The 24416-nt window shown below is 65.0% G+C and carries 18 protein-coding genes and 3 rRNA genes; 14 read left to right on the top strand and 7 right to left on the bottom strand.

Annotation, left to right across the window (positions count from 1 at the left end):
* Positions 1–21 precede the first annotated feature (21 nt).
* The 4 genes from U0R18_RS09970 to U0R18_RS09985 are packed head-to-tail and all read left to right on the top strand — an operon-like array spanning position 22 to position 3264.
* Entirely contained in the window at positions 22–945 is a 924-nt protein-coding gene (locus U0R18_RS09970) for a F0F1 ATP synthase subunit gamma (RefSeq protein ID WP_526368011.1), read from the top strand.
* A 37-nt stretch (positions 946–982) separates the two neighbouring features.
* On the top strand, positions 983–2419 hold the full coding sequence (atpD, locus tag U0R18_RS09975; RefSeq protein WP_526368012.1) for a F0F1 ATP synthase subunit beta: 1437 nt from the start codon (positions 983–985) through the stop codon (positions 2417–2419).
* A 6-nt stretch (positions 2420–2425) separates the two neighbouring features.
* On the top strand, positions 2426–2794 hold the full coding sequence (locus U0R18_RS09980; protein ID WP_526368013.1) for a F0F1 ATP synthase subunit epsilon: 369 nt from the start codon (positions 2426–2428) through the stop codon (positions 2792–2794).
* Between the two features lie 17 nt (positions 2795–2811).
* Entirely contained in the window at positions 2812–3264 is a 453-nt protein-coding gene (locus tag U0R18_RS09985; protein ID WP_526368014.1) for a DUF2550 family protein, read from the top strand.
* Positions 3265–3286: 22 nt separating this feature from the next.
* Here U0R18_RS09985 and U0R18_RS09990 read toward each other — a convergent pair whose 3' ends face one another.
* On the bottom strand, positions 3287–3874 hold the full coding sequence (locus U0R18_RS09990) for a cob(I)yrinic acid a,c-diamide adenosyltransferase (protein WP_526368015.1): 588 nt from the start codon (positions 3872–3874) through the stop codon (positions 3287–3289).
* 73 nt (positions 3875–3947) lie between these two features.
* On the opposite strand from U0R18_RS09990, the gene murA reads away from it, so the two are divergent.
* The 4 genes from murA (at position 3948) to rrf (ending at position 10884) form a co-directional block, all read left to right on the top strand.
* Positions 3948–5204 carry a UDP-N-acetylglucosamine 1-carboxyvinyltransferase gene (gene murA / locus U0R18_RS09995; protein WP_526368016.1) on the top strand — a complete coding sequence of 419 codons (1257 nt, stop codon included), beginning with the start codon at positions 3948–3950 and terminating at the stop codon, positions 5202–5204.
* Positions 5205–5516: 312 nt separating this feature from the next.
* Positions 5517–7035: ribosomal RNA gene (locus U0R18_RS10000) — 16S ribosomal RNA — on the top strand.
* Between the two features lie 462 nt (positions 7036–7497).
* A 23S ribosomal RNA gene (locus tag U0R18_RS10005) occupies positions 7498–10614 on the top strand.
* Between the two features lie 156 nt (positions 10615–10770).
* Positions 10771–10884, top strand: a 5S ribosomal RNA gene (gene rrf / locus U0R18_RS10010).
* Together the 16S, 23S and 5S rRNA genes form the textbook arrangement of a ribosomal RNA operon.
* 54 nt (positions 10885–10938) lie before the next feature.
* On the opposite strand, the gene U0R18_RS10015 is transcribed toward rrf, so the two are convergent.
* Together U0R18_RS10015 and U0R18_RS10020 are read right to left on the bottom strand one after the other, a co-directional pair.
* Positions 10939–11430: a methylated-DNA--[protein]-cysteine S-methyltransferase gene (locus U0R18_RS10015; protein ID WP_526368017.1), complete on the bottom strand. Its 492-nt coding sequence runs from the start codon at positions 11428–11430 to the stop codon at positions 10939–10941.
* Positions 11427–12908 carry an AlkA N-terminal domain-containing protein gene (locus tag U0R18_RS10020; RefSeq protein ID WP_526368289.1) on the bottom strand — a complete coding sequence of 494 codons (1482 nt, stop codon included), beginning with the start codon at positions 12906–12908 and terminating at the stop codon, positions 11427–11429. The genes U0R18_RS10015 and U0R18_RS10020 overlap by 4 nt, the downstream gene beginning before the upstream one ends.
* Positions 12909–13034: 126 nt before the next feature.
* Here U0R18_RS10020 and glsA point away from each other — a divergent pair, with 126 nt between their 5' ends.
* Complete coding sequence (gene glsA, locus U0R18_RS10025) at positions 13035–14321, top strand: glutaminase A (RefSeq protein WP_526368018.1); 1287 nt, start codon at positions 13035–13037, stop codon at positions 14319–14321.
* On the opposite strand, the gene U0R18_RS10030 is transcribed toward glsA, so the two are convergent.
* A complete protein-coding gene (locus U0R18_RS10030) occupies positions 14318–15928 on the bottom strand; it encodes an adenylate/guanylate cyclase domain-containing protein (RefSeq protein ID WP_526368019.1) in 1611 nt (536 codons plus the stop codon). The genes glsA and U0R18_RS10030 overlap by 4 nt on opposite strands.
* Before the next feature lie 62 nt (positions 15929–15990).
* Here U0R18_RS10030 and nucS point away from each other — a divergent pair, with 62 nt between their 5' ends.
* Positions 15991–16662, top strand: coding sequence for an endonuclease NucS (gene nucS, locus U0R18_RS10035; RefSeq protein ID WP_526368020.1), 672 nt, complete (start codon positions 15991–15993; stop codon positions 16660–16662).
* Complete coding sequence (locus tag U0R18_RS10040) at positions 16662–16955, top strand: Rv1322 family protein (protein ID WP_526368021.1); 294 nt, start codon at positions 16662–16664, stop codon at positions 16953–16955. Before nucS ends, U0R18_RS10040 begins: the two co-directional genes overlap by 1 nt.
* A gap of 4 nt (positions 16956–16959) precedes the next feature.
* On the opposite strand, the gene mce is transcribed toward U0R18_RS10040, so the two are convergent.
* Positions 16960–17436 carry a methylmalonyl-CoA epimerase gene (gene mce, locus U0R18_RS10045; RefSeq protein WP_526368022.1) on the bottom strand — a complete coding sequence of 159 codons (477 nt, stop codon included), beginning with the start codon at positions 17434–17436 and terminating at the stop codon, positions 16960–16962.
* A gap of 82 nt (positions 17437–17518) precedes the next feature.
* On the opposite strand from mce, the gene U0R18_RS10050 reads away from it, so the two are divergent.
* The 3 genes from U0R18_RS10050 (at position 17519) to U0R18_RS10060 (ending at position 20097) form a co-directional block, all read left to right on the top strand.
* Positions 17519–18700 carry a thiolase family protein gene (locus U0R18_RS10050; protein ID WP_526368023.1) on the top strand — a complete coding sequence of 394 codons (1182 nt, stop codon included), beginning with the start codon at positions 17519–17521 and terminating at the stop codon, positions 18698–18700.
* A 73-nt stretch (positions 18701–18773) separates the two neighbouring features.
* The gene (locus tag U0R18_RS10055; protein ID WP_526368024.1) at positions 18774–19172 is read left to right on the top strand and encodes a DUF3817 domain-containing protein; all 399 of its coding nucleotides are present in this window, start codon (positions 18774–18776) and stop codon (positions 19170–19172) included.
* A gap of 58 nt (positions 19173–19230) precedes the next feature.
* Positions 19231–20097, top strand: a complete 867-nt coding sequence (locus tag U0R18_RS10060) for a tetratricopeptide repeat protein (RefSeq protein ID WP_526368025.1) — start codon at positions 19231–19233, stop codon at positions 20095–20097.
* Between the two features lie 4 nt (positions 20098–20101).
* Here U0R18_RS10060 and glgB read toward each other — a convergent pair whose 3' ends face one another.
* Both glgB and U0R18_RS10070 read right to left on the bottom strand, forming a co-directional pair.
* Positions 20102–22306: a 1,4-alpha-glucan branching protein GlgB gene (glgB, locus tag U0R18_RS10065; RefSeq protein ID WP_526368026.1), complete on the bottom strand. Its 2205-nt coding sequence runs from the start codon at positions 22304–22306 to the stop codon at positions 20102–20104.
* Between the two features lie 22 nt (positions 22307–22328).
* Positions 22329–24401 (bottom strand): maltotransferase domain-containing protein, encoded by a 2073-nt coding sequence (locus U0R18_RS10070; protein ID WP_526368027.1) that lies wholly within the window; start codon positions 24399–24401, stop codon positions 22329–22331.
* Positions 24402–24416 lie beyond the last annotated feature (15 nt).

Here is a 24416-nt window from a genome sequence, read left to right on the forward strand (position 1 = left end):
ACCGGAAGGGTCTGAAAACCGATGGCAGCAACACTGCGCGAGTTGCGCGGTCGCATCCGCTCCGCCGGGTCGATCAAGAAGATCACCAAGGCACAGGAGCTGATCGCGACCTCGCGGATCGCCAAGGCGCAGGCCCGGGTCGAAGCGGCCCGGCCCTATGCCACTGAGATCACCAACATGCTGACCAACTTGGCCGGCGCCAGCGCGCTCGACCATCCGCTGCTCGTGGAGCGGGAGAACCCCAAGCGCGCCGGCGTGCTGGTGGTGTCCTCGGACCGCGGTCTGTGTGGTGCGTACAACGCGAACGCGCTGCGCCAGGCCGAGGAACTGCTGGCCCTGCTGCGTGACGAGGGCAAGACGCCGGTGATCTACGCCGTCGGCCGGAAAGCGTTGGGTTACTACAGCTTCCGCAACCGTCCCGTCACCGAATCATGGACCGGGTTCTCCGAGCACCCCACCTACGAGAATGCCAAGGAGATCGCCGACACCCTGGTGGAGGCATTCCTGTCCGGTGCTGACGACGAGGGCGAGGACCCCGGCGCCGACGGGATCCTCGGCGTCGACGAGCTGCACATCGTGTTCACCGAATTCAAGTCGATGCTGTCGCAGACCGCCGAGGCCCGGCGGATCGCACCGATGGTCGTCGAATACGTCGGCGAGGACACGACCGGCCCGCACACCCTGTTCTCCTTCGAGCCCGATGCCGAGACCCTGTTCGGCGAGCTGTTGCCGCGCTACGTCGCCACCCGGGTGTATTCGGCGCTGCTCGAGGCCGCCGCGTCGGAGTCGGCGTCGCGACGCCGGGCGATGAAGTCCGCCAGCGACAACGCCGACGACTTGATCAAGGCCCTGACGCTGGAAGCCAACCGCGAGCGCCAGGCGCAGATCACCCAGGAAATCAGCGAGATCGTCGGCGGCGCCAACGCGCTGGCCGACGCCAAATAGACAACACCGTAGAACCACCCCTAGGAAGCGAAGAGATATGACTGCCCCCGCAGAAGCGAAGAAGGACACCACCGGGCGCGTGGTTCGCATCACCGGTCCGGTGGTGGACGTCGAGTTCCCGCGTGGATCGGTGCCGGACCTGTTCAACGCCCTGCACGCCGACATCTCCTACAAGGACCTGTCCAAGACGCTGACCCTCGAGGTCGCACAGCACCTGGGCGACAACCTGGTGCGCACCATCTCGATGCAGCCCACCGACGGCCTGGTCCGCGGCGTCGAGGTGACCGACACCGGTGCGTCGATCTCGGTGCCCGTCGGAGACGGCGTCAAGGGCCACGTCTTCAACGCCCTCGGTGACTGCCTCGACGAGCCCGGCTACGGCAAGGACTTCGACCACTGGTCGATCCACCGCAAGCCGCCGCCATTCGATCAGCTCGAGCCGCGCACCGAGATGCTCGAGACCGGCCTGAAGGTCGTCGATCTGCTCACCCCGTACGTGCGTGGCGGCAAGATCGCCCTGTTCGGCGGTGCCGGCGTGGGCAAGACGGTGCTCATCCAGGAGATGATCAACCGCATCGCCCGCAACTTCGGCGGCACCTCGGTGTTCGCCGGCGTCGGAGAGCGCACCCGTGAGGGGAACGACCTGTGGGTCGAGCTCGCGGATGCCAACGTGCTCAAGGACACCGCGTTGGTGTTCGGTCAGATGGACGAGCCGCCGGGCACTCGTATGCGTGTCGCGCTGTCCGCGCTGACCATGGCCGAGTACTTCCGCGACGAGCAGGGCCAGGACGTGCTGCTGTTCATCGACAACATCTTCCGGTTCACCCAGGCCGGCTCCGAGGTGTCGACCCTGCTGGGCCGCATGCCCTCGGCGGTGGGTTACCAGCCCACGCTGGCCGACGAGATGGGCGAGCTGCAGGAGCGCATCACCTCCACCCGCGGCCGGTCCATCACCTCGATGCAGGCCGTGTACGTGCCCGCCGACGACTACACCGACCCGGCCCCGGCCACCACGTTCGCCCACCTGGACGCCACCACCGAGCTGTCCCGCGCGGTGTTCTCCAAGGGCATCTTCCCGGCCGTGGATCCGTTGGCGTCGAGTTCGACGATCCTGCACCCGAGCGTGGTCGGCGACGAGCACTACCGGGTTGCGCAGGAAGTCATCCGAATCCTGCAGCGCTACAAGGATCTTCAGGACATCATCGCCATCCTCGGCATCGACGAGCTTTCCGAGGAGGACAAGCAGCTGGTCTACCGGGCCCGTCGCATCGAGCGCTTCCTGAGCCAGAACATGATGGCCGCCGAGCAGTTCACCGGTCAGCCGGGCTCCACGGTGCCCCTCAAGGAGACCGTCGAGGCGTTCGACAAGCTGTCCAAGGGCGACTTCGACCATGTGCCCGAGCAGGCGTTCTTCCTCATCGGTGGTCTTGACGATCTCGCCAAGAAGGCCGAGAGCCTCGGCGCGAAGCTGTGATGCGCCATGGCAGCTGACATGCATGTCGACATCGTCGCCGTCGAGCGCAAGATCTGGTCCGGTGAAGCGAGTTTCGTGTTCACCCGCACCACGGCCGGTGACATCGGAATCCTGCCCCGGCACATCCCGCTGGTGGCCCAATTGGTCGACGACGCGGTCGTACGGGTCGAACGCGAGGGTGAGGGCGATCTCCGCATCGCCGTCAACGGCGGGTTCATGTCGGTGACCGAAGAGGGCGTGATCATCCTCGCCGAGTTCGCCGAGCTCGAGTCGGAGATCGACGCGGCCAAGGCTCAGTCGAACGCTGATTCCGACGACCCAGCGGTCGCGGCCAAGGGTAGGGCGGCACTCCGCGCCATCGGCAAGCTCGACTAGGCCGCGGGGGTCCCGCGATGAGCACGCCCATGATCATCATGGTCGTGCTCGTCGGCGTTCTGGGGCTGCTCGTAGCCGTTCTCGGGTACCGGTTGTGGAACCTGCGTCAGGGCGGCACCGCGGCGATCCTGCGGGACCTTCCGGCTACCGCGGGACACGGGTGGCGCCACGGGGTCGTCCGATACCGCGGCGGCGAGGCCGAGTTCTATCGCCTGTCCAGCCTGCGTTGGTGGCCCGATCGCCGGTTGAGTCGGCGGGGTCTCGAGATCATCGCCCGGCGGGCTCCGCGCGGGGACGAGTTCGACATCATGACCGAGGCGATCGTGATCCTCGAACTCGGTGACGCCGCGGCCGATCGGCCCGACCGCCGGCGTGGCTACGAAATGGCACTCGACCGCGGTGCGTTGACGGCGTTCCTCTCGTGGCTCGAGTCGCGGCCGTCGCCGCGGGCCCGTCGACGCAGCGCCTGATCCCGGATCGGTTTGGCGGACATCAGCTTTCGGTTTGGGGCGCGCCCCCGCCCGGCTGCCAGAGGACGTCCCCGTCGGGGTTGGCGACCCGCGACAGGATGAACAACAGATCGGACAGTCGGTTGAGGTACTTGGCCGGCAGGACGCTGACGGTCTCCGGGTGGTCGGCCACCGCGGTCCAGGCGGAGCGCTCGGCGCGGCGGGTCACCGTACGGGCGACGTGCAGCAGGGCCGACAGCGCGGTACCGCCGGGCAGGATGAACGAATTCAGTGCTGGCAGTGGCTCATTGAACTCATCGCACCACGCCTCGAGCCGGTCGATGTAGTTCTGGGTGATCCGCAGTGGCGGGTATTCGGGGTTGTCCACCACCGGTGTCGAAAGGTCGGCGCCCGCATCGAAGAGGTCGTTCTGGATCTGGCGCAGCACCGATCCGAGCCGTTCATCGGGTGATCCGAGCGCAACGGCCACACCGATGGCGGCGTTGGCCTCGTCGCAGTCGGCATAGGCCGACAGTCGGGAGTCGTTCTTGGACACCCGGGAAAAGTCACTCAGGCCGGTCGTGCCGTCGTCGCCGGTGCGGGTATAGATGCGGGTCAGATGGACTGCCATGACAGCACCGTACTTGTGCCTCGGGCGCCCCGGAAGCTGACACCCGCCGAGGGCCATCATTAGACTGAGCCGCGTGAGCGAGCGTTTCGTGGTGACCGGGGGGAGCCGGTTGTCAGGCGAGGTGGCCGTCGCGGGAGCCAAGAACAGCGTGCTCAAGTTGATGGCGGCCAGCCTGCTCGCCGAGGGCACCACCACCATCACCAACTGTCCGGACATCCTCGATGTACCCCTGATGGCCGAGGTGTTGCGTGGTCTGGGGGCCACCGTCGAACTCGACGGCGACGTGGTTCGCATCACCTCGCCGGATGAACCCAAGTACGACGCGGATTTCGCGGCCGTCCGGCAGTTCCGCGCTTCGGTATGTGTTCTGGGGCCGCTGGTGGGTCGCTGCAAGCGCGCCAAGGTCGCGTTGCCCGGCGGTGACGCCATCGGCTCCCGGCCGCTGGACATGCACCAGTCCGGGCTGCGGCAGCTGGGCGCCGATTGCAGCATCGAGCACGGATGTGTTGTGGCCCAGGCCGACTCGCTGCACGGTGCCGAGATCCAACTCGAGTTCCCGTCGGTCGGCGCCACCGAGAACATCCTGATGGCTGCGGTCCTGGCCGAAGGTGTGACCACGATCCACAACGCCGCACGCGAGCCCGACATCGTCGACCTGTGCACCATGTTGGTGCAGATGGGCGCTCAGATTTCCGGCGCCGGATCGGCCACGCTGACCATCACGGGTGTTCCGCAGCTGCATCCGACCGAACACCGTGTGATCGGGGACCGCATCGTCGCCGCCACCTGGGGGATCGCCGCGGCCATGACGCGTGGCGACATCACGGTCACGGGCGTCGATCCCGCCCACCTGCAGCTGGTGTTGCACAAGCTGCACGACGTCGGCGCCACCGTGACCCAGAGCGACGACGGCTTCCGAGTGGTTCAGTACGAGCGCCCGAAGGCGGTCAACGTGGCCACGCTGCCGTTCCCGGGCTTCCCCACCGACTTGCAGCCGATGGCGATCGGGCTGGCCTCGATCGCCGACGGCACCTCGATGATCACCGAGAACGTTTTCGAGGCGCGGTTCCGGTTCGTCGAGGAGATGATCCGCCTCGGCGCCGATGCGCGCACCGACGGCCATCACGCGGTGATCCGCGGAATCCCGCAGTTGTCGAGCGCACCGGTGTGGTCGTCGGACATCCGGGCGGGCGCCGGCTTGGTGCTCGCGGCGCTGGTGGCGGACGGAGATACCGAGGTGCACGACGTTTTCCACATCGACCGCGGCTACCCGTTGTTCGTCGAGAACCTGGTGGCTTTGGGAGCCGAGGTTGAGCGGGTAAGCTCGTAGACGCCTCCGCACGGGGGCACAACTTCACGTGGTGCGGATCACACAAGATCGGCATCGATACGAGGTTGACTTCCCTGACATGATCGGTCTAAGCTGGCAGGGTTGCCCCGAAGCGGGCAAAACAAAGCAAGTCTGTTGTTTGAGAACTCAATAGTGTGTTTGGTGGTTTTTGTTTGTTGTTTTTTGCCATGCTCTGGTACCCCCGTGTTGGGGTGTGGCGTGATTGTTTTTGATGCCAGTTTTTGGTGTCTTTTTGTTAGGTCAGATTTTTCTGATTCGGATTCTGCCTGCGCCTTTGGGTGTGGGGGTTTTTGTTTGGAGAGTTTGATCCTGGCTCAGGACGAACGCTGGCGGCGTGCTTAACACATGCAAGTCGAACGGTAAGGCCCTTCGGGGTACACGAGTGGCGAACGGGTGAGTAACACGTGGGTGATCTGCCCTGCACTTCGGGATAAGCTTGGGAAACTGGGTCTAATACCGGATAGGACCACGGTCTGCATGGATTGTGGTGGAAAGCTTTTGCGGTGTGGGATGGGCCCGCGGCCTATCAGCTTGTTGGTGGGGTGATGGCCTACCAAGGCGACGACGGGTAGCCGGCCTGAGAGGGTGTCCGGCCACACTGGGACTGAGATACGGCCCAGACTCCTACGGGAGGCAGCAGTGGGGAATATTGCACAATGGGCGCAAGCCTGATGCAGCGACGCCGCGTGAGGGATGACGGCCTTCGGGTTGTAAACCTCTTTCAATAGGGACGAAGCGCAAGTGACGGTACCTATAGAAGAAGCACCGGCCAACTACGTGCCAGCAGCCGCGGTAATACGTAGGGTGCGAGCGTTGTCCGGAATTACTGGGCGTAAAGAGCTCGTAGGTGGTTTGTCGCGTTGTTCGTGAAAACTCACAGCTTAACTGTGGGCGTGCGGGCGATACGGGCAGACTGGAGTACTGCAGGGGAGACTGGAATTCCTGGTGTAGCGGTGGAATGCGCAGATATCAGGAGGAACACCGGTGGCGAAGGCGGGTCTCTGGGCAGTAACTGACGCTGAGGAGCGAAAGCGTGGGGAGCGAACAGGATTAGATACCCTGGTAGTCCACGCCGTAAACGGTGGGTACTAGGTGTGGGTTTCCTTCCTTGGGATCCGTGCCGTAGCTAACGCATTAAGTACCCCGCCTGGGGAGTACGGCCGCAAGGCTAAAACTCAAAGGAATTGACGGGGGCCCGCACAAGCGGCGGAGCATGTGGATTAATTCGATGCAACGCGAAGAACCTTACCTGGGTTTGACATGCACAGGACGCCGGCAGAGATGTCGGTTCCCTTGTGGCCTGTGTGCAGGTGGTGCATGGCTGTCGTCAGCTCGTGTCGTGAGATGTTGGGTTAAGTCCCGCAACGAGCGCAACCCTTGTCCTATGTTGCCAGCGGGTTATGCCGGGGACTCGTAGGAGACTGCCGGGGTCAACTCGGAGGAAGGTGGGGATGACGTCAAGTCATCATGCCCCTTATGTCCAGGGCTTCACACATGCTACAATGGCCGGTACAAAGGGCTGCGATGCCGTGAGGTGGAGCGAATCCTTGTTAAAGCCGGTCTCAGTTCGGATCGGGGTCTGCAACTCGACCCCGTGAAGTCGGAGTCGCTAGTAATCGCAGATCAGCAACGCTGCGGTGAATACGTTCCCGGGCCTTGTACACACCGCCCGTCACGTCATGAAAGTCGGTAACACCCGAAGCCGGTGGCCTAACCCTTGTGGAGGGAGCCGTCGAAGGTGGGATCGGCGATTGGGACGAAGTCGTAACAAGGTAGCCGTACCGGAAGGTGCGGCTGGATCACCTCCTTTCTAAGGAGCACCACGATGTTCGGGCCGGCCCGCAGAGCGCGGGGTTCCCGGTTTTCGAACGGATTCGTTGGATGGGCCTGGTCTGTAGTGGATCGGGTTCTGGTGCGCGATGAACAAGACGTTGACCAGGGCGGGGCCTGCTCCTTTTGGGGTGGGTAGACCTGGTGTCACCAGACACACTGTTGGGTCCTGAGACAACAGGCCCGCGGGCCCGCCTTGTGGGGTGGGTGCCGGCCCCTGGATGGTCACCCCCCTTTTTTTGGGGGGTGGGTGTGTGGGGGTTCGTGTTGTCGCTCCATCTTGGTGGTGGGGTGTGGTGTTTGATTTGTGGATAGTGGTTGCGAGCATCAGACCGCATGATTGCTCGGGTTGTCGTCGCTCTTTCGGGGGTGGTGGTGGTTCGGGTGGTGTGTGGTTTGTTGTGGTGTAATTTTTTGTGATTCTCTATTTTTGGTTTTGTGTTTGTAAGTGTTTAAGGGCGCATGGTGGATGCCTTGGCACTGGGAGCCGATGAAGGACGTGGGAGGCTGCGATATGCCTCGGGGAGCTGTCAACCGAGCTGTGATCCGAGGATGTCCGAATGGGGAAACCCGGCACGAGTGATGTCGTGTCACCCGGCACTGAATACATAGGTGTCGGGGGGGAACGCGGGGAAGTGAAACATCTCAGTACCCGTAGGAAGAGAAAACAAAAGTGATTCCGTGAGTAGTGGCGAGCGAAAGCGGAGGATGGCTAAACCGTGTACATGTGATACCCGGCAGGGGTTGTGTGTGCGGTGTTGTGGGACGTTCTTCTTCTGTCTGCCGGCAGGAGCGGGAGTGATAAACCATGGTGTTAGGTGAAGTGGCCTGGGATGGTCTGCCGTAGACGGTGAGAGCCCGGTAACCGAAAACTTCATGGCTGTTGTGAAGTGTTCCCGAGTAGCAGCGGGCCCGTGAAATCTGCTGTGAATCTGCCGGGACCACCCGGTAAGCCTGAATACTTCCCAGTGACCGATAGCGGATTAGTACCGTGAGGGAATGGTGAAAAGTACCCCGGGAGGGGAGTGAAATAGTACCTGAAACCGTGTGCCTACAATCCGTCAGAGCCTTCACTTGTTCGTGGGGTGATGGCGTGCCTTTTGAAGAATGAGCCTGCGAGTCAGGGACATGTCGCGAGGTTAACCCGGGTGGGGTAGCCGTAGCGAAAGCGAGTCTGAATAGGGCGTATCCATCCCGTGGGGGTGGTGTAGTGGTGTGTTCTGGACCCGAAGCGGAGTGATCTACCCATGGCCAGGGTGAAGCGCGGGTAAGACCGCGTGGAGGCCCGAACCCACTTAGGTTGAAGACTGAGGGGATGAGTTGTGGGTAGGGGTGAAAGGCCAATCAAACTCCGTGATAGCTGGTTCTCCCCGAAATGCATTTAGGTGCAGCGTCACATGTTTCTTGCTGGAGGTAGAGCTACTGGATGGCCGATGGGCCCTACTAGGTTACTGACGTCAGCCAAACTCCGAATGCCGGTAAGTCATAGTGTGGCAGTGAGACGGCGGGGGATAAGCTCCGTGCGTCGAGAGGGAAACAGCCCAGATCGCCGGCTAAGGCCCCTAAGCGTGTGCTAAGTGGAAAAGGATGTGCAGTCGCAAAGACAACCAGGAGGTTGGCTTAGAAGCAGCCACCCTTGAAAGAGTGCGTAATAGCTCACTGGTCAAGTGATTGTGCGCCGATAATGTAGCGGGGCTCAAGCACACCGCCGAAGCCGCGGCAGCCAGGTAACTGGCTGGGTAGGGGAGCGTCCTGCATCCGGTGAAGCCACAGGGTGACCTAGTGGTGGAGGGTGTGGGAGTGAGAATGCAGGCATGAGTAGCGATAAGGCAAGTGAGAACCTTGCCCGCCGAAAGACCAAGGGTTCCTGGGGCAGGCCAGTCCTCCCAGGGTGAGTCGGGACCTAAGGCGAGGCCGACAGGCGTAGTCGATGGACAACGGGTTGATATTCCCGTACCCGTGTGTGAGCGCCCAATGACGAATCATCGGTACTAACCGCCCAAAGGGTGGCTGATCAATCCCTTCGGGGAGCGAGGGCCGCCGGCTGCGCGGGACCTTCGGTGGTAGTAGTCAAGCGATGGGGTGACGCAGGAAGGTAGCCGTACCAGTCAGTGGTAATACTGGGGCAAGCCCGTAGCACGACACCTAGGCAAATCCGGGTGTCATCAGGTGTGAGAGGTGATGCATAGCCGAGTGAGGCGAATTCGGTGATCCTCAGCTGCCGAGAAAAGCCTCTAGCGAGCACACACACGGCCCGTACCCCAAACCGACACAGGTGGTCAGGTAGAGAATACCGAGGCGTACGAGTGAACTATGGTTAAGGAACTCGGCAAAATACCCCCGTAACTTCGGGAGAAGGGGGACCCCTTACTGTCAACACCCTCGCGGTGGGCAGCGGTGGGGGGTGGCACAAACCAGTGAGAAGCGACTGTTTACTAAAAACACAGGTCCGTGCGAAGTCGCAAGACGATGTATACGGACTGACGCCTGCCCGGTGCTGGAAGGTTAAGAGGACCCGTTAACCCCTCGGGGTGAAGCGGAGAATTTAAGCCCCAGTAAACGGCGGTGGTAACTATAACCATCCTAAGGTAGCGAAATTCCTTGTCGGGTAAGTTCCGACCTGCACGAATGGCGTAACGACTTCTCAACTGTCTCAACCATAGACTCGGCGAAATTGCACTACGAGTAAAGATGCTCGTTACGCGCGGCAGGACGAAAAGACCCCGGGACCTTCACTATAGCTTGGTATTGATGTTCGATACGGTTTGTGTAGGATAGGTGGGAGACTGTGAAACAATTACGCCAGTAATTGCGGAGTCGTTGTTGAAATACCACTCTGATCGTATTGGACCTCTAACCTCGAACCGTATATCCGGTTCAGGGACAGTGCCTGGTGGGTAGTTTAACTGGGGCGGTTGCCTCCCAAAAAGTAACGGAGGCGCCCAAAGGTTCCCTCAACCTGGACGGCAATCAGGTGTTGAGTGCAAGTGCACAAGGGAGCTTGACTGCGAGACTGACACGTCAAGCAGGGACGAAAGTCGGGACTAGTGATCCGGCACCCCCGAGTGGAAGGGGTGTCGCTCAACGGATAAAAGGTACCCCGGGGATAACAGGCTGATCTTCCCCAAGAGTCCATATCGACGGGATGGTTTGGCACCTCGATGTCGGCTCGTCGCATCCTGGGGCTGGAGCAGGTCCCAAGGGTTGGGCTGTTCGCCCATTAAAGCGGCACGCGAGCTGGGTTTAGAACGTCGTGAGACAGTTCGGTCTCTATCCGCCGCGCGCGTCAGAAGCTTGAGGAAACCTGTCCCTAGTACGAGAGGACCGGGACGGACGAACCTCTGGTCCACCAGTTGTCCCACCAGGGGCACCGCTGGATAGCCACGTTCGGACAGGATAACCGCTGAAAGCATCTAAGCGGGAAACCTCTTCCAAGACCAGGCTTCTCACCCATCAAGTGGGATAAGGCCCCCCGCAGACCACGGGATCGATAGACCAGACCTACACGCACCGCAAGGTGTTCAGGGAACTGGCACTAACCGGCCGAAAACTTACAACAACCAACAACAAACCGTTGTAAGAACACACAAAAATTGACGCCACCGCGACGCAACCACACCACAAACCCATCAACACCACACCCCCCACCAAAAACAAACCCGGTGAACCCCCCCACACCAACAGGGAACCATTCACCCACACAAAAAAATAGAGTTACGGCGAACATAGCGACAGGGAAACGCCCGGACCCATCCCGAACCCGGAAGCTAAGCCTGCCAGCGCCGATGATACTACCCAACCCGGGTGGAAAAGTAGGACACCGCCGAACACACACAAAACAGAAACGCCCCCCACACCCTGGGGGGCGTTTCTATTTGTTGGATCAATCGAACAACGTGAGGCTCGCCGTCTCTTTCTCCAATTCGAGCAGGGTTGATTTCCTTTCGAGACCGCCGCCGAATCCGGTCAAACTTCCATTCGCGCCGATAACACGATGGCAGGGCACGATCACCGCGATCGGATTATGACCATTCGCGAGCCCGACGGCGCGAAATGCATTGGGTGAACCGATCTGTTCCGCTATTTCTCCATATGATCTGGTCTCGCCGTACGGAATGGTGCGCAATGCATTCCAGACCTTGCGCTGGAACTCTGTTCCAGCCATTTCGATGTTCAGGTCGAATTCACGGAGGTCGCCGGCGAAGTATGCGGCCAGTTGGTCGACGGCATCCTGGAAGGAGCTGTCGTCGCGCGTCCAGTCGGCCCGGTCGGGCTCATACGTCTGATCGACCATCCGCAGGTTGGTCAGGACATCGCCGTCGCCGGCCAGTGTCAGTGGGCCGATCGGGCTTTCGATCATTCGATAGCGGGTCATGCCGCCTCCTTCGGGGGCCATTGGTTGACGGAGTGGTCCAATGCGGTCCACAGGTATTGAGTGGCGTACGAACGCCAGGGCCGCCAGCGGGTGCTCACCTCCGCGAGCGCCCGGGACTGGTCGGGCAGACCGATACTGCGGGCCGACAATCGCAGCCCCAGGTCGGACGCGGGAAACGCATCCGGATCACCGAGCCCGCGCATCGCGATGATCTCGGCCGTCCAGGGCCCGACACCGGGCAGCTCGAGCAGCCGCTCGCGGGCGTCGTTCCAGTCACTACCGGCGTCTAGGACCAGATCTCCGTCGGCGAGCGCCCGGATCAGCGCCTGCAGGCTGCCCCTGCGCGCCGCGGGCATCGCGAGACGGCTGGGATCCAGGTGTGTCAACTCCGTGACCGACGGAAAACCGTGGGTCAGTCCGCCGCCGGGATCCTCGACCGCGGGACCGTACGCCGCGACCAATCGGCCGGCGTGGGTGCGCGCGGCGGTCGTCGACACCTGCTGGCCGAGGATCGCCCGCACCGCGAACTCGTTCTCGTCCACCGTTCGTGGAATCCGTTGTCCGGGAGACTTCCTCACCAACGGCGCCAGAGCCTCGTCGGCCGTGAGGGCTGCGTCTACGGCTTCGGGGTCGGCGTCGAGGTCCAGCAGACGCCGGCACCGCGCGACCGCGACGGTCAGGTCGCGGAAGTCGTCGAGTGCCAGCACGCACCGCACGTGGTCGGCCGCGGGGGTCAGTTCGACGATGCCGGTGCCGTGCGGTAGCCGCAGGACGCGCCGGAAGGCGCCGTCGCGGACCTCCTCGCAACCGGGGATGGCAGTCGCGGCGAGATGCCCGAACACTCCGGCGAAGCCGAACGGCTGCCGCACCGGCAACCGCAGCGTGAGCGTGCCGGTCGGCTGGGCCTGATCCAGGTGGGTGGCACGGCGGCGCAGCTCGGTGGGGCTGACGTCGAAGACGGCTCGGACGGTGTCGTTGAACTGGCGAATGCTCGAGAAGCCCGCGGCAAAAGCGACGTCGCCGAACGGCAGCGCTGTCGTCTCGATGAGGACGCGTGCCGTCTGTGCCCGCTGCGCCCGGGCCAGCGCGAGGGGCGTGGCACCGACCTCGGCCTGCAGCAGCCGCTCGAGTTGGCGGGTGGTGTATCCGAGTTGGGCGGCAACCCCGGTGACGCGGACGCGGTCCACGGCACCGTCGGCGATCAGCCGCATCGCCCTGGCCACCACGTCGCGGCGGATGTTCCACTCGGGCGACCCCGGTGACACGTCCGGCCGACAGCGCTTGCAGGCCCGGAAGCCGGCCCGCTGGGCGGCCGCGGCGGTGGGGTAGAACCGCACATTGCGTGCCAGCGGGGGACGGACCGGGCAGCTGGGCCGGCAGTAGATGCCGGTGGTCAGCACCGCGGTGACGAACCACCCGTCGAACCGCGCGTCCTTGGCCTGGACGGCGCGGTAGCAGCGGTCGAAGTCGTCGTGCATGCCACCCACGATGGCATGCTGCGCCCGTCGTTACTAGCGGAAAAACGACATGGTTGTGGGTGGGCGTTGTGGGTGGGCGTTGTGGGTGGGCGCGGCGGGGGACCGGCCCACGCTACGATCGCCGATGTGTCCGAGCTGGTGCAGCGCTACCTCGACCAGATCCTGCGGGAGCATGCCGGTGACACCGCGGGGAAGCTGGCGGACTACATTCCCGAACTCGCGGCGGTGGACCCGGACGACTTCGCTATCAGCGTGTCGTCGTCGGACGGCTACGTCTATGAAACCGGCGATACCGCAACGCAGTTCACCATCCAGTCCGTGTCGAAGCCGTTCACCTACGCGTTGGCGATGGACCGGCTGGGTGAAGCAGTGGTCGACGCCCACATCGGGGTGGAACCGTCCGGGGAGGCGTTCAACGAGATCAGCGTCGACCGCACGACCCGGCGCCCGAAGAACCCGATGATCAACGCCGGGGCCATTGCCGCCGTGGCACTGGTCCCGGGCACCGGCGACGAGCGGTTCGAGAACATCCGGGGGTTCTACTCGGGGTGCGCGGGACGCGAACTCGACGTCGACGAAGAGGTGTACCGCTCCGAGGAAGCAACCGGTTCGCGGAACCGGGCGATCGCCTACATGCTCGACAGTTTCGGCGTGCTCGACGCCGATCCCGACGAGGTCCTCGACGTGTACTTCCGGCAGTGTTCGCTGACGGTGACCAGTACGGATCTGGCCCGGATGGCGGCCACCCTGGCCCGCGGCGGGCTCAACCCGTTGACCGGCCGGCAGGTCACCACGGCCGAGGTGGTACGGCGAACACTGTCGGTGATGACGACCTGCGGGATGTATGACGCCGCCGGTGACTGGGTGAGCGCGGTGGGGATGCCCGCGAAGAGCGGCGTCGGGGGTGGCATCGCCGCGGTGCTGCCCGGGCAGCTCGGGATCGGGGTGTACTCACCGCTGCTCGACGACAAGGGCAACAGCGTGCGCGGGGTGAAGGTGTGTCGCAGCCTGTCCCAGGAGCTGGGCCTGCACTTCCTGACCGTCTCCCGCGAGTCGCGCTCGACGATCCGGGCGGTCTACGACGTGGACGACGACATCCGGGTGTACGAGGTGCACGGCGACCTGCTGTTCGCCGGCGCCGAGCAGGTATTGCGGAGCATCGACCGCGACAGCGCCGACTTCGCGGCGGTCATCCTGGATGTCTCCCGGTTGGACAGCGTCAACGATCCGGCTCGTGCGATGCTGCTGGGCCTCAGCGCGCAGCTCGGTGGTGAGGGAAAGGCGGGATTCCTCGTCGACCCCGATCGGCGGGTGATCCCCGCCGAGCACCCGGCCGCCGATCTGTGCTTCCCCGATGTCGACGACGCGGTGGCCGCGGCGCGCGCGTGGTTGCACAGCGCGCCGGCACCCTAACCCTTGGGTACCGCCAGGAGCACCGGATCGGGCATGCCGCGCAGCGTGACGCTGTCACTGCAAATCCATTGGGCACGTGAACTTTCCGATGCGGACTCCACGGTGCCGCAGGTGGCCAACACCCTGCCCGGAACGGACTTCGCCAACTCGCACAGCCGGGCGGCCTCGTTGACCGGTTCGCCGATCACGGTGTACTCGAAGCGCTCGTGCGCTCCGACATTGCCCGCGACGACGTCGCCATGAGCGACGCCGATCCCGGCCTCACACTCGGGTACCTCCGTGCGGATCCGCTCGGGAATGGCCAGCGCGGCCGACAGGGCGGCATCCTCGGGATCCTCGATGTCGGTGGGAGCGCCGAAGATTGCCAGGCAGCCGTCGCCCTCGAACTTGTTCAGCAGGCCCCCGCGGCTCTCGACCTCGTCGACCACCACGCTGAAGAAGCGGTTGAGCAGTGTCACCACTTCCCATGCCGGGCGGGCGGTGACCAGTTCGGTGGATCCGATGATGTCGACGAAAAGTATTGCGACACGGCGCTCTTCGCCGCCGAGGGTGGACGGGTCGGCTTCGGCGGCTGCCGCCACATCACGCCCGACGTGGCGACCGAACAGATCACGGACCTTCTCCCGTTCGCGCAGTCCGGCCACCATGGAGTTGAAGCCTTGTTGCAGCTCGCCGAGCTCGGTGCCGTCGAAGGCGATCAGGTTGGTGTCGAGGTTGCCCTCTTCAACGCGCTTGAGTGCCGCCCGGACCACCCGAACCGGGGTGGCGGTGATCCACGCCGCCACCCACATCAGGATGAAACCGAAGATGACCGACGCCGTCGAGGAGATCAGTACTGCCACCGCGAGCTGGCGCAGGTTGAGATTGCCCAGCAGCAGCGCGAAGAAGGCGATCATCCCGATGCCGATGATCGGTAGTCCCGAGCTCAGCATCCACACCGTCATCAGCCGCCCCATGATGCCCGGTGCGAACCGGCGGGGCGCAGGGCCGGCCTCGAGTGCCTGCGCCGCAATGGGGCGCAGGGTGAACTCCGTCGCCAGATAGCTGAAGGTCGCGACCATCGCTCCGACGATGCCGAGGACGCCGAGGAACCTCGGGATGAATGCGGCGTCGACCCGGCCGAACAGCACCGTCGACAACACGGCGGCGCCACCCCACAGCGCAATGTGCACGACGGCCACCCGCCACGGGATCATGAACGTACTGCGCTGGTCGTCGACCGTCGGCCGACGGCGTTCGGTGGCCCACCGCAGTGCGTTGACGGTGGTGTCGGTCAGCAGCCACGTGCCGACGGCGAGCGCACTGATCACGTACACCGGCATTATCACCACGCCGTAGCGCAGCGGCGCGTCCTCGAAGATGTCCGGCTCCGGGAAGGCCACCAGGACGAGCAGCGCGGCGACGGCGATGCCCACCACGTTGATCACCGAGATGAACACGGTGAGGATGACCTGAATGCGGACCCGACGCCGGCCGGCGGTCTCGACGCGTCGGCCCAGCAGCCAGGACCCGTAGGCCGGCGTCTTCTTCGGGAGTCGACCGCTCTGCCGGGTGACCCGTTCCAGGACCCGACCCAGCTTGCGCGCGAGCGTCTCGTCGGCCTTCATCGTGGCGTCAGCCTAACCGGGCCGCGTCGGCCCGGTGCCCGGTTGCCTCTAAGGTTGACCGGGTGCGTCTTGTCATCGCCCAGTGCACCGTCGACTACGTGGGCCGTCTCACGGCGCACCTGCCCTCGGCGCGGCGATTGTTGCTGATCAAGGCCGACGGCTCGGTCAGTGTGCATGCCGACGATCGGGCGTACAAACCGTTGAATTGGATGAGCCCGCCGTGCTCGGTGGCCGAACACACCGACGGTCCGCTGCCGGTGTGGGTGGTCGAGAACAAGGCCGGCGAGCAGTTGCGGATCACCATCGAAGATGTCGAACACGATTCGGTTCACGAACTCGGCGTCGACCCGGGCCTGGTGAAGGACGGTGTCGAGGCCCATCTGCAGGTGTTGTTGGCCGAGCACGTCGAATTGCTCGGGGTGGGCTACACCCTGGTGCGTCGCGAATACATGACCGCGATCGGTCCGGTCGACCTGCTCTGCCGCGACGAGGAGGGCCGCTCGGTGGCCGTCGAGATCAAACGGCGCGGTGAGATCGACGGCGTCGAGCAGCTGACCCGCTATCTCGACCTGCTGAACCGGGACTCGCTGCTGGCTCCCGTGACCGGGGTGTTCGCCGCGCAGCAGATCAAGCCGCAGGCCCGCACGCTGGCGATTGATCGCGGGATCCGTTGTGTGACATTGGATTACGATCAGATGCGCGGTATGGACAGCGACGAGTACCGGTTGTTCTGATGGCGCGTCGATCGAACTCCAGGTCCGGCCATCCGGCGCAGCGGTCGCCGCTACCGGCGGCCCGTCGCATCGAACTCGGTCCCGACGGCCACGACTACGAGGTGCGGCCGATTCCCGGTGCGCGGGCCCTCAAGGTCTATCGCTGTCCGGGGTGCGATCACGAGATCCGCTCTGGCACAGCGCATGTGGTGGTGTGGCCGGCGGACGACGGCGAGGGTGAGGATCGTCGGCACTGGCACACGCCGTGCTGGGCGAACCGGGCCAACCGCGGCCCGACGAGGAAGTGGTCCTAGCGGATCAGTGCGCGACGTCGGCGGCGGGTTCGGTGAGTTCGATCAGAACACCGCCGGCATCCTTGGGATGGATGAAGTTGATCCGGGCATTGGCGGTGCCGCGCCGCGGGGCGTCGTAGAGCAACCGGACACCCTGTTCGCGCAGACGCTCGGAGAGGGTGTCGAGATCGCTGGTGCGATAGCACAGCTGTTGGAGACCGGGGCCGCGCTTGTCGAGGAACTTGGCAATGGTCGAGGACTCGTCGATCGGCGCCATGAGCTGGATCTGGGCGCTGCCGACCGGCGCGCCGCGGACGCTCAGCATGGCCTCGACGATGCCCTGTTCCTCGTTGACCTCTTGGTGCAGGACGATCATCCCGAGATGGTCGTGGTACCACTTCTTGGCCACTTCCAGATCCGGGACGGCGATGCCGACGTGATCGATGGCCGTCACGAGCGCGGACGCCAGAATCGGGCGGGCATCTGCCTGATCGGTGGTCATAACGTAACGGTAACCTGACTGTCAGGGTTTGCACATCAGTCGGCGGCTGTAACGGTCGTCTCAATTTCGGCCGGAGGAAGACATGACCACGTCGGTGATCGTTGCTGGGGCGCGTACCCCCATCGGGAAGTTCAACGGCTCGCTGAAGGGGTTCTCCGGGACCGATCTGGGCGCCGTCGCGATCAAGGGTGCACTGGAGAAGGCGCAGGTCCCCGCGTCGCTGGTGGATTACGTGATCATGGGCCAGGTGCTCACGGCCGGCGCCGGGCAGATGCCGGCGCGGCAATCGGCAGTGGGCGCGGGCATCGGCTGGGACGTTCCGGCGCTGTCGATAAACAAGATGTGCCTGTCGGGGATCGACGCGATCGCTCTGGCCGATCAGCTGATCCGGGCCGGTGAGTTCGAGGTCGTGGTTGCCGGTGGACAGGAGTCGATGACCCAGGCGCCGCACCTGCTGACCAAGAGTCGCGGCGGCCTGCCCTACGGCGATGTCCCGCTGATCGACCACCTGGCCTACGACGGCCTGCACGACGTCTTCACCGACCAGCCCATGGGTGCGCTCACCGAGCAGCGGAACGACACCGACAAGTTCACCCGTCTCGAGCAGGACGAATTCGCCGCCGCCAGCCACCAGAAAGCCGCTGCGGCCTGGAAGGACGGGGTGTTCGCCGACGAGGTCGTGCCGGTGTCCATCCCGCAGCGCAAGGGCGACGCGATCGAGTTCGCCGAGGACGAGGGCATCCGGGCCAACACCACTGCCGAATCGCTGGGGGGTCTCAAGCCGGCGTTCCGCAAGGACGGCACCATCACCGCGGGTTCGGCGTCGCAGATCTCCGACGGCGCCTGCGCGGTGGTCGTGATGGCCAAGGCCAAGGCCGAGGAACTCGGCCTGGACTGGCTGTGCGAGATCGGCGCACACGGCAACGTCGCCGGTCCGGATTCGACACTGCAGTCCCAGCCCGCCAATGCGATCAAGAAAGCCGTTGCCCGCGAAGGTATCTCGGTGGACCAGCTCGACGTGATCGAGATCAACGAGGCGTTCGCCGCGGTATCGCTGGCCTCGACCAAGGAACTGGGTGTCGACCCGGCCAAGGTCAACGTCAACGGCGGCGCCATCGCTGTCGGCCATCCCATCGGCATGTCCGGCGCCCGGATCGCCCTGCACGCGGCGCTGGAACTGAAGCGCAACGGCGGCCACTACGCCGTGGCGGCGCTGTGCGGTGCGGGCGGCCAGGGTGATGCGCTGATCCTGCGTCGCCCCTAGGCGCCGCAGGACCCACTGCACGACCCACTACGCGACGTAGTAGCTGGGTCGGCGCTGAGGCACAATCGTCGGCATGACAGACACCGTTCCGACGACCGTCGCCAGCAGGTTCGCCCTTCGTTCGACGGCCGGGCGGCTGCGGTTGGTGGCGCTCGCCGAAGCGCTGAGCTGGGTCGGCCTGCTGGTGGGCATGTACTTCAAGTACCTGGGAGAACCCCGTACCGAGATCGGCGTCAAGATCTTCGGGCCCATTCACGGCGGCGTCTTCATCGCCTTCGTGGTGGCTGCCGCGCTGGCCGCGGTCGCATTTCGGTGGACGGTCCGGACCTGTTTGCTGGCGTTGCTGGCGAGCATTGTGCCGCTGGCCTCTGTGATGTTCATCATATGGGCCGATCGCACCGGCAAACTGGGGCCTCGACGGGACGGGGCGGACAGTTCGCGGCCGGCTGGAGTGGCCGCGACGACGCCGTGACAGACTTGACCCTGTGACACGTTCCGGCCCTGCGGGGCGTCCCAGGATCGCCGCGTCCATGACCGGCGCCGTCGACCTGTCCGGTCTCAAACAGCGCGCACAACAGCCTGCCGGGGCATCCGGCGGCGCGGCCCCCGCGGGCGCGCTCGAGGTCACCGAGGCCAACCTCGAGACCGAGGTCCTGGCCCGGTCCAGTCAGCTGCCGGTTGTCGTAGTGCTGTGGTCGCCGCGCAGCGAGGCCAGCGTGCAGCTCGCCGAGAACCTGGCGGCGCTGGCGGCCCAGGACAACGGCACCTGGGCACTGGCGACCGTCAACGTGGACACCACGCCGCGCGTCGCGCAGCTGTTCGGCGTGCAGGCCGTGCCGACGGTGGTGGCCATCGCCGGCGGGCAGCCGCTGGGCAGTTTCCAGGGACCCCAGCCGCCGGATCAGCTGCGTACCTGGATCGACTCGCTGCTCAAAGCCACCGCCGGCAAGCTCGGCGGCGCGGCCGAGGACGGCGACCCCGAACAAGTGGACCCGGCTCTGGCGGCCGCGCGCGACGCGCTGGATTCCGGTGATTTCGACACGGCCAAGACCGCCTACGAGGCGATTCTGGCCGGCGATCCCAACCACGCCGAGGCCAAGGGCGCGGTCCGGCAGATCGCGTTCCTGGCGCGCGCCACCACCCGGGATGCCGGTGCGATCGCCGCCGCCGACGGCGCGCCCGGCGACATCGAGGCGGCGTTCGCCGCCGCCGACGTCCAACTGCTCCAGCAGGATGTCGCCGGCGCGTTCGATCGGCTCATCGCACTGGTGAAATCGACCGCGGGCGACGACCGCACCACCGTACGCACTCGGCTGATCGAGCTCTTCGAACTCTTCGATCCCGCCGACCCGGACGTCATCGCCGGCCGGCGCAACCTGGCCAACGCGCTGTACTGACCCGCTACTCGGGCACCAACCACAGCGCCGACGTCGGAGGCAGGGTGACGATGGCCGAGGCGGGTCGGCCGTGCCAGGGCTCGTCGACCGCATCGACGCCGCCCATGTTGCCCACCCCCGCCCCGTTGTAGACGGTCGCATCGGTGTTGAGAACCTCGCGCCATCTGCCGGCGTGCGGCAGGCCGAGCTGGTAGCGGCCGTGCTCGTTGCCGGCGAAGTTGAAGACGCAGGCCATGACCGAGCCGTCCGACCCCCAGCGCAGGAAGCTCAGCACGTTGTTGGCGGAGTCGTTGGCGTCGATCCAGGAGTAACCCTCGGGTTTGGTGTCCTGGCTCCACAGCGCCGGATGGGAGCGGTAGAGCCCGTTGATGTCCCGAACCATTTGCAGGATTCCGGTGGAATAGCTGTGCTCGTCGAGCTGGTACCAGTCGACGCCACGCTCCTCGGACCACTCCGCGCGCTGGCCGAACTCCTGGCCCATGAACAGCAGTTGCTTACCGGGATGCGCCCACTGATAGGCCAGCAGGCTGCGTAGCCCGGCCGCCTTGACGTGATCGTTGCCGGGCATCCGGCCCCACAGTGTGCCCTTGCCGTGCACCACCTCGTCGTGGCTGATCGGCAGGACGTAGTTCTCGCTGAACGCATACAGCATCGAGAACGTCATCTCATGGTGGTGATAGCTGCGGTAGATGGGATCACGGCTGACGAAACTGAGCGTGTCGTTCATCCAGCCCATGTTCCACTTCATCGAAAACCCAAGGCCGCCAATGGTTGTCGGTCTGGTGACACCGGGCCACGAGGTGGACTCCTCGGCGACGGTCACGATGCCCGGGTTGAGCTTGTGCACCGTGGCGTTCATCTCCTGCAGGAACTGGACGGCCTCGAGGTTCTCCCGGCCGCCATGCACGTTCGGCGTCCAGCCGCCCGCGGGTCGCGAGTAGTCCAGGTAGAGCATCGACGCCACGGCATCCACCCGCAGCCCGTCGACGTGGAACTCCTGCAGCCAGTAGAGGGCGTTGGCCACCAGGAAGTTGCGCACCTCAGGGCGGCCGAAGTCGAAAACGTATGTGCCCCAATCCAGTTGTTCGCCGCGCCGGGGATCGGCGTGCTCGTAGAGCGGGGTGCCGTCGAAGCGGCCCAGTGCCCATGCGTCCTTGGGGAAGTGCGCCGGAACCCAGTCCACCAGGACACCGATCCCGGCCTGGTGCAGCCGGTCCACCAGATACCGGAAGTCGTCGGGAGTGCCGAACCGCGAGGTGGGCGCATAGTACGAGGTCACTTGGTAACCCCACGATCCACCGAACGGATGCTCGGCGACCGGCAGCAGTTCCACGTGGGTGAATCCCTGTGTCACAACGTAATCGGTGAGTTCATCGGCGAGTTGCCGATAGGAGCGGCCGGGGCGCCACGAGCCCAGGTGCACCTCGTAGGTGCTCATCGGCTCGAACACCGGGTTCGAGGCGGCCCGCTCGGACATCCACGCGTCGTCGTTCCACGTGTAGCTGCTGGCGAACACCCGCGACGCGGTCTGGGGCGGCACCTCGGTGGCGAATGCCATCGGGTCGGCGCGGTCGGTGGTCCGGCCGTCGGCGCCGTGGACGCGGAACTTGTAGAGACCCTCGGGCGGGAAGCCCGGCCAGAACAACTCCCAGACCCCCGTGGAGCCCATGACCCGCATCGGGGCATCGGTCCCGTTCCAGTTGTTGAATTCGCCGATGAGACTGACGCCCTTGGCATTCGGCGCCCATACCGCAAAGGACACGCCCTCCACGACGCCGTCGGCGGTGGTGAACGAGCGCGGATGGGCGCCGAGCACCTCCCACAGCCGTTCGTGGCGACCCTCGGCGAACAGATGCAGATCGATCTCGCCGAGCGTCGGGAGGAACCGGTAGGCGTCGGCCACCGTCGGGCCGAACGAGCCGCCGTCGGGAGTGGGGTAGCCGATCTCGAGCCGGTAGTCGATCAGGCCGGTGAACGGCAGGGCGACGGCGAACAGCCCGGAGTCGATGTGCTGCAACGGGTACCGCTGCTCGCCGACGAGCGCTGTGACCGTGTTGGCGTGCGGCCGGTAGGCGCGGATGACGGTGTGGTCGCCGTATTCGTGCGCGCCCAGTACGGCGTGCGGATCGTGGTGGGTCCCGGAGGTCAGGCGGTGCAGATCGGACGGATCCGGCGCCAGGAACCTGCTGACGGTGCCGGTGCTGGTCATCGGGGCGCTCCTCTCGTTCACGTCATTCGCGGCGCAGCAGCGGGCCGCGGGCCGCCGCGGGGATGTTCGGCATGTTCAGGATGTGGGCGACGGCCCGGCCGGGGTCCAGGCGGATGTAGTTCGACTGGCCCCACTGGTATTCCTCGCCGGTGATCTCGTCGCGTACCCAGAACCGGTCGTACCACTCCATTCCGAGGGCGCCCATGTCCAGCCACAATGTGGCCTCCTCGGCGCCGAACGGGTTGAGTGTCACCACCACGAGGACGCAATCGCCGGTGGTCGGATCGAACTTGCTGTAGGCCAGCACGGCGTCGTTGTCCACCGAATGGAATTTGATGGTCCGCATCTCGCGCAGAGCCGGGTGCAGCCGGCGGATCTCGTTCAGCTGGGTCAGGAATGGCTCCAGCGAATTCCCTCGGGCCAGCGCGGCGTCGAAATCGCGGGGCCGAAGCTCGTACTTCTCCGAATCGAGGTACTCCTCGCTGCCGGCGCGTACCGGCTGATGCTCGAAGAGTTCGAAACCGGAGTACACGCCCCACAGCGGGCTGAACGTGGCCGCGAGCACCGCGCGGATGGCGAACATTCCCGGCCCGCCGTGCTGCAGGCTCTCGTGCAGGATGTCGGGCGTATTCACGAACAGGTTGGGCCGGGCCTCGTCGGCGTGCGAGGCGATCTCCTGGCCGAACTCGGTGAGTTCCCACTTGGCGGTGCGCCACGTGAAATAGCTGTAGGACTGGGTGAATCCGAGCCTGGCCAGACCGTAGAGCCGAGCGGGCCTGGTGAATGCCTCGGCCAGGAACAACACGTCGGGGTCGACGTTCTTGACCCGCCCGATGAGCCAGGCCCAGAAGTCCGGCGGCTTGGTGTGTGGATTGTCGACGCGAAAGATCTTGACGCCGTGGGATACCCAGTACAGCACCACCCGTAGCACCTCGGCATACAGGCCGGCGGGATCGTTGTCGAAGTTCAGCGGGTAGATGTCCTGGTACTTCTTCGGCGGGTTCTCCGCATACGCGATGGTGCCGTCGGGGAGTTCGGTGAACCACTGGCGGTGGTCACGGGCCCACGGATGGTCGGGTGCGCACTGCAGCGCCAGGTCGAGTGCCACCTCCATTCCGAGATCGGTTGTGGCAGAGACGAATTCGTCGAAATCGTCAATGGTGCCCAGGTCCGGGTGAACGGCGTCGTGGCCGCCGGCGTGGCTGCCGATGGCCCACGGGGAGCCGACGTCGCCGGGGGCGGCTGTGACGGTGTTGTTGCGGCCCTTGCGGTGCAGTTCGCCGATGGGATGGATCGGCGGGAGGTACACGACGTCGAAACCCATCTTCGCGATCCGCGGCAGCGCCTTGGTGGCGGTGGCGAACGTGCCGTGCAGTGGGACGCCCTCGGAATTGCGGCCGCCGGTGGACCTCGGGAACAGTTCGTACCAGGACGCGAACCGCGCCCGGGGGCGGTCCACCCAGATGCCGAATTGCTCACCGCGGGTGACTAATTCGCGCAATGGGTACTCGGCCAGCAGTGCGGTGACCTCGGCGGACAGGGCAGCCCCCGCACGCTGAGCCGGCTCGCCCGGGGCGCGCAACGCGGCCGCCGCATCCAGCAGGGGAGCGCGGCGACCCCGCGGCAACCCGGCCGCGGCGCGGTCGAGCAGTCGCGCACCCACCAGCAGATCGTTGGAAAGTTCGGACTCGCTCTGGCCCGCCTCGAGCTTGACGGTCACGGCGTGGCGCCACGAGCTGATGGGATCACCCCAGCCGTCCACCCGAAAGGTCCACAGCCCGACCGCGTCGGGAACGAACTGGCCGTGGAAGACGTCGGGGGTGCGGCCGGCGGACATCGGCAGCTGTTGGGGTTTGACCCGCGGGCCTGCCACCACCTCTTGGATCGGCACGGGTTCGGGTTGGACCGGGCCGGTGACCAGCTGAGGGTAGGAGCTGCCGTGGTAGCGCACCACCAGCGTCGACGACACCGCCTCGTGGCCCTCGCGCCATACCGTGGCGCACACCGGCACAACTTCGCCGACCACGGCCTTGGCGGGGAACCTTCCACCGGACACGACGGGTGAAACATCGTCGATCTCGATGCGACCGGGCACCGGAGCTCTCCTCAC

The organism is Mycobacterium sp. (assembly GCF_046330795.1).
In the GTDB taxonomy this organism is placed as follows: domain Bacteria; phylum Actinomycetota; class Actinomycetes; order Mycobacteriales; family Mycobacteriaceae; genus Mycobacterium.

Excerpts from the sequence above, each read along its gene's own strand:
- U0R18_RS09970 (WP_526368011.1), top strand. The coding sequence starts at position 22 with ATGGCAGCAACACTGCGCGAGTTGCGCGGTCGCATCCGCTCCGCCGGG.
- atpD (WP_526368012.1), top strand. The coding sequence starts at position 983 with ATGACTGCCCCCGCAGAAGCGAAGAAGGACACCACCGGGCGCGTGGTT.
- U0R18_RS09980 (WP_526368013.1), top strand. The coding sequence starts at position 2,426 with ATGGCAGCTGACATGCATGTCGACATCGTCGCCGTCGAGCGCAAGATC.
- U0R18_RS09985 (WP_526368014.1), top strand. The coding sequence starts at position 2,812 with ATGAGCACGCCCATGATCATCATGGTCGTGCTCGTCGGCGTTCTGGGG.
- U0R18_RS09990 (WP_526368015.1), bottom strand. The coding sequence starts at position 3,874 with ATGGCAGTCCATCTGACCCGCATCTATACCCGCACCGGCGACGACGGC.
- U0R18_RS10015 (WP_526368017.1), bottom strand. The coding sequence starts at position 11,430 with ATGACCCGCTATCGAATGATCGAAAGCCCGATCGGCCCACTGACACTG.
- U0R18_RS10020 (WP_526368289.1), bottom strand. The coding sequence starts at position 12,908 with ATGCACGACGACTTCGACCGCTGCTACCGCGCCGTCCAGGCCAAGGAC.
- U0R18_RS10030 (WP_526368019.1), bottom strand. The coding sequence starts at position 15,928 with ATGAAGGCCGACGAGACGCTCGCGCGCAAGCTGGGTCGGGTCCTGGAA.
- U0R18_RS10040 (WP_526368021.1), top strand. The coding sequence starts at position 16,662 with ATGGCGCGTCGATCGAACTCCAGGTCCGGCCATCCGGCGCAGCGGTCG.
- mce (WP_526368022.1), bottom strand. The coding sequence starts at position 17,436 with ATGACCACCGATCAGGCAGATGCCCGCCCGATTCTGGCGTCCGCGCTC.
- U0R18_RS10050 (WP_526368023.1), top strand. The coding sequence starts at position 17,519 with ATGACCACGTCGGTGATCGTTGCTGGGGCGCGTACCCCCATCGGGAAG.
- U0R18_RS10055 (WP_526368024.1), top strand. The coding sequence starts at position 18,774 with ATGACAGACACCGTTCCGACGACCGTCGCCAGCAGGTTCGCCCTTCGT.
- U0R18_RS10060 (WP_526368025.1), top strand. The coding sequence starts at position 19,231 with ATGACCGGCGCCGTCGACCTGTCCGGTCTCAAACAGCGCGCACAACAG.
- glgB (WP_526368026.1), bottom strand. The coding sequence starts at position 22,306 with ATGACCAGCACCGGCACCGTCAGCAGGTTCCTGGCGCCGGATCCGTCC.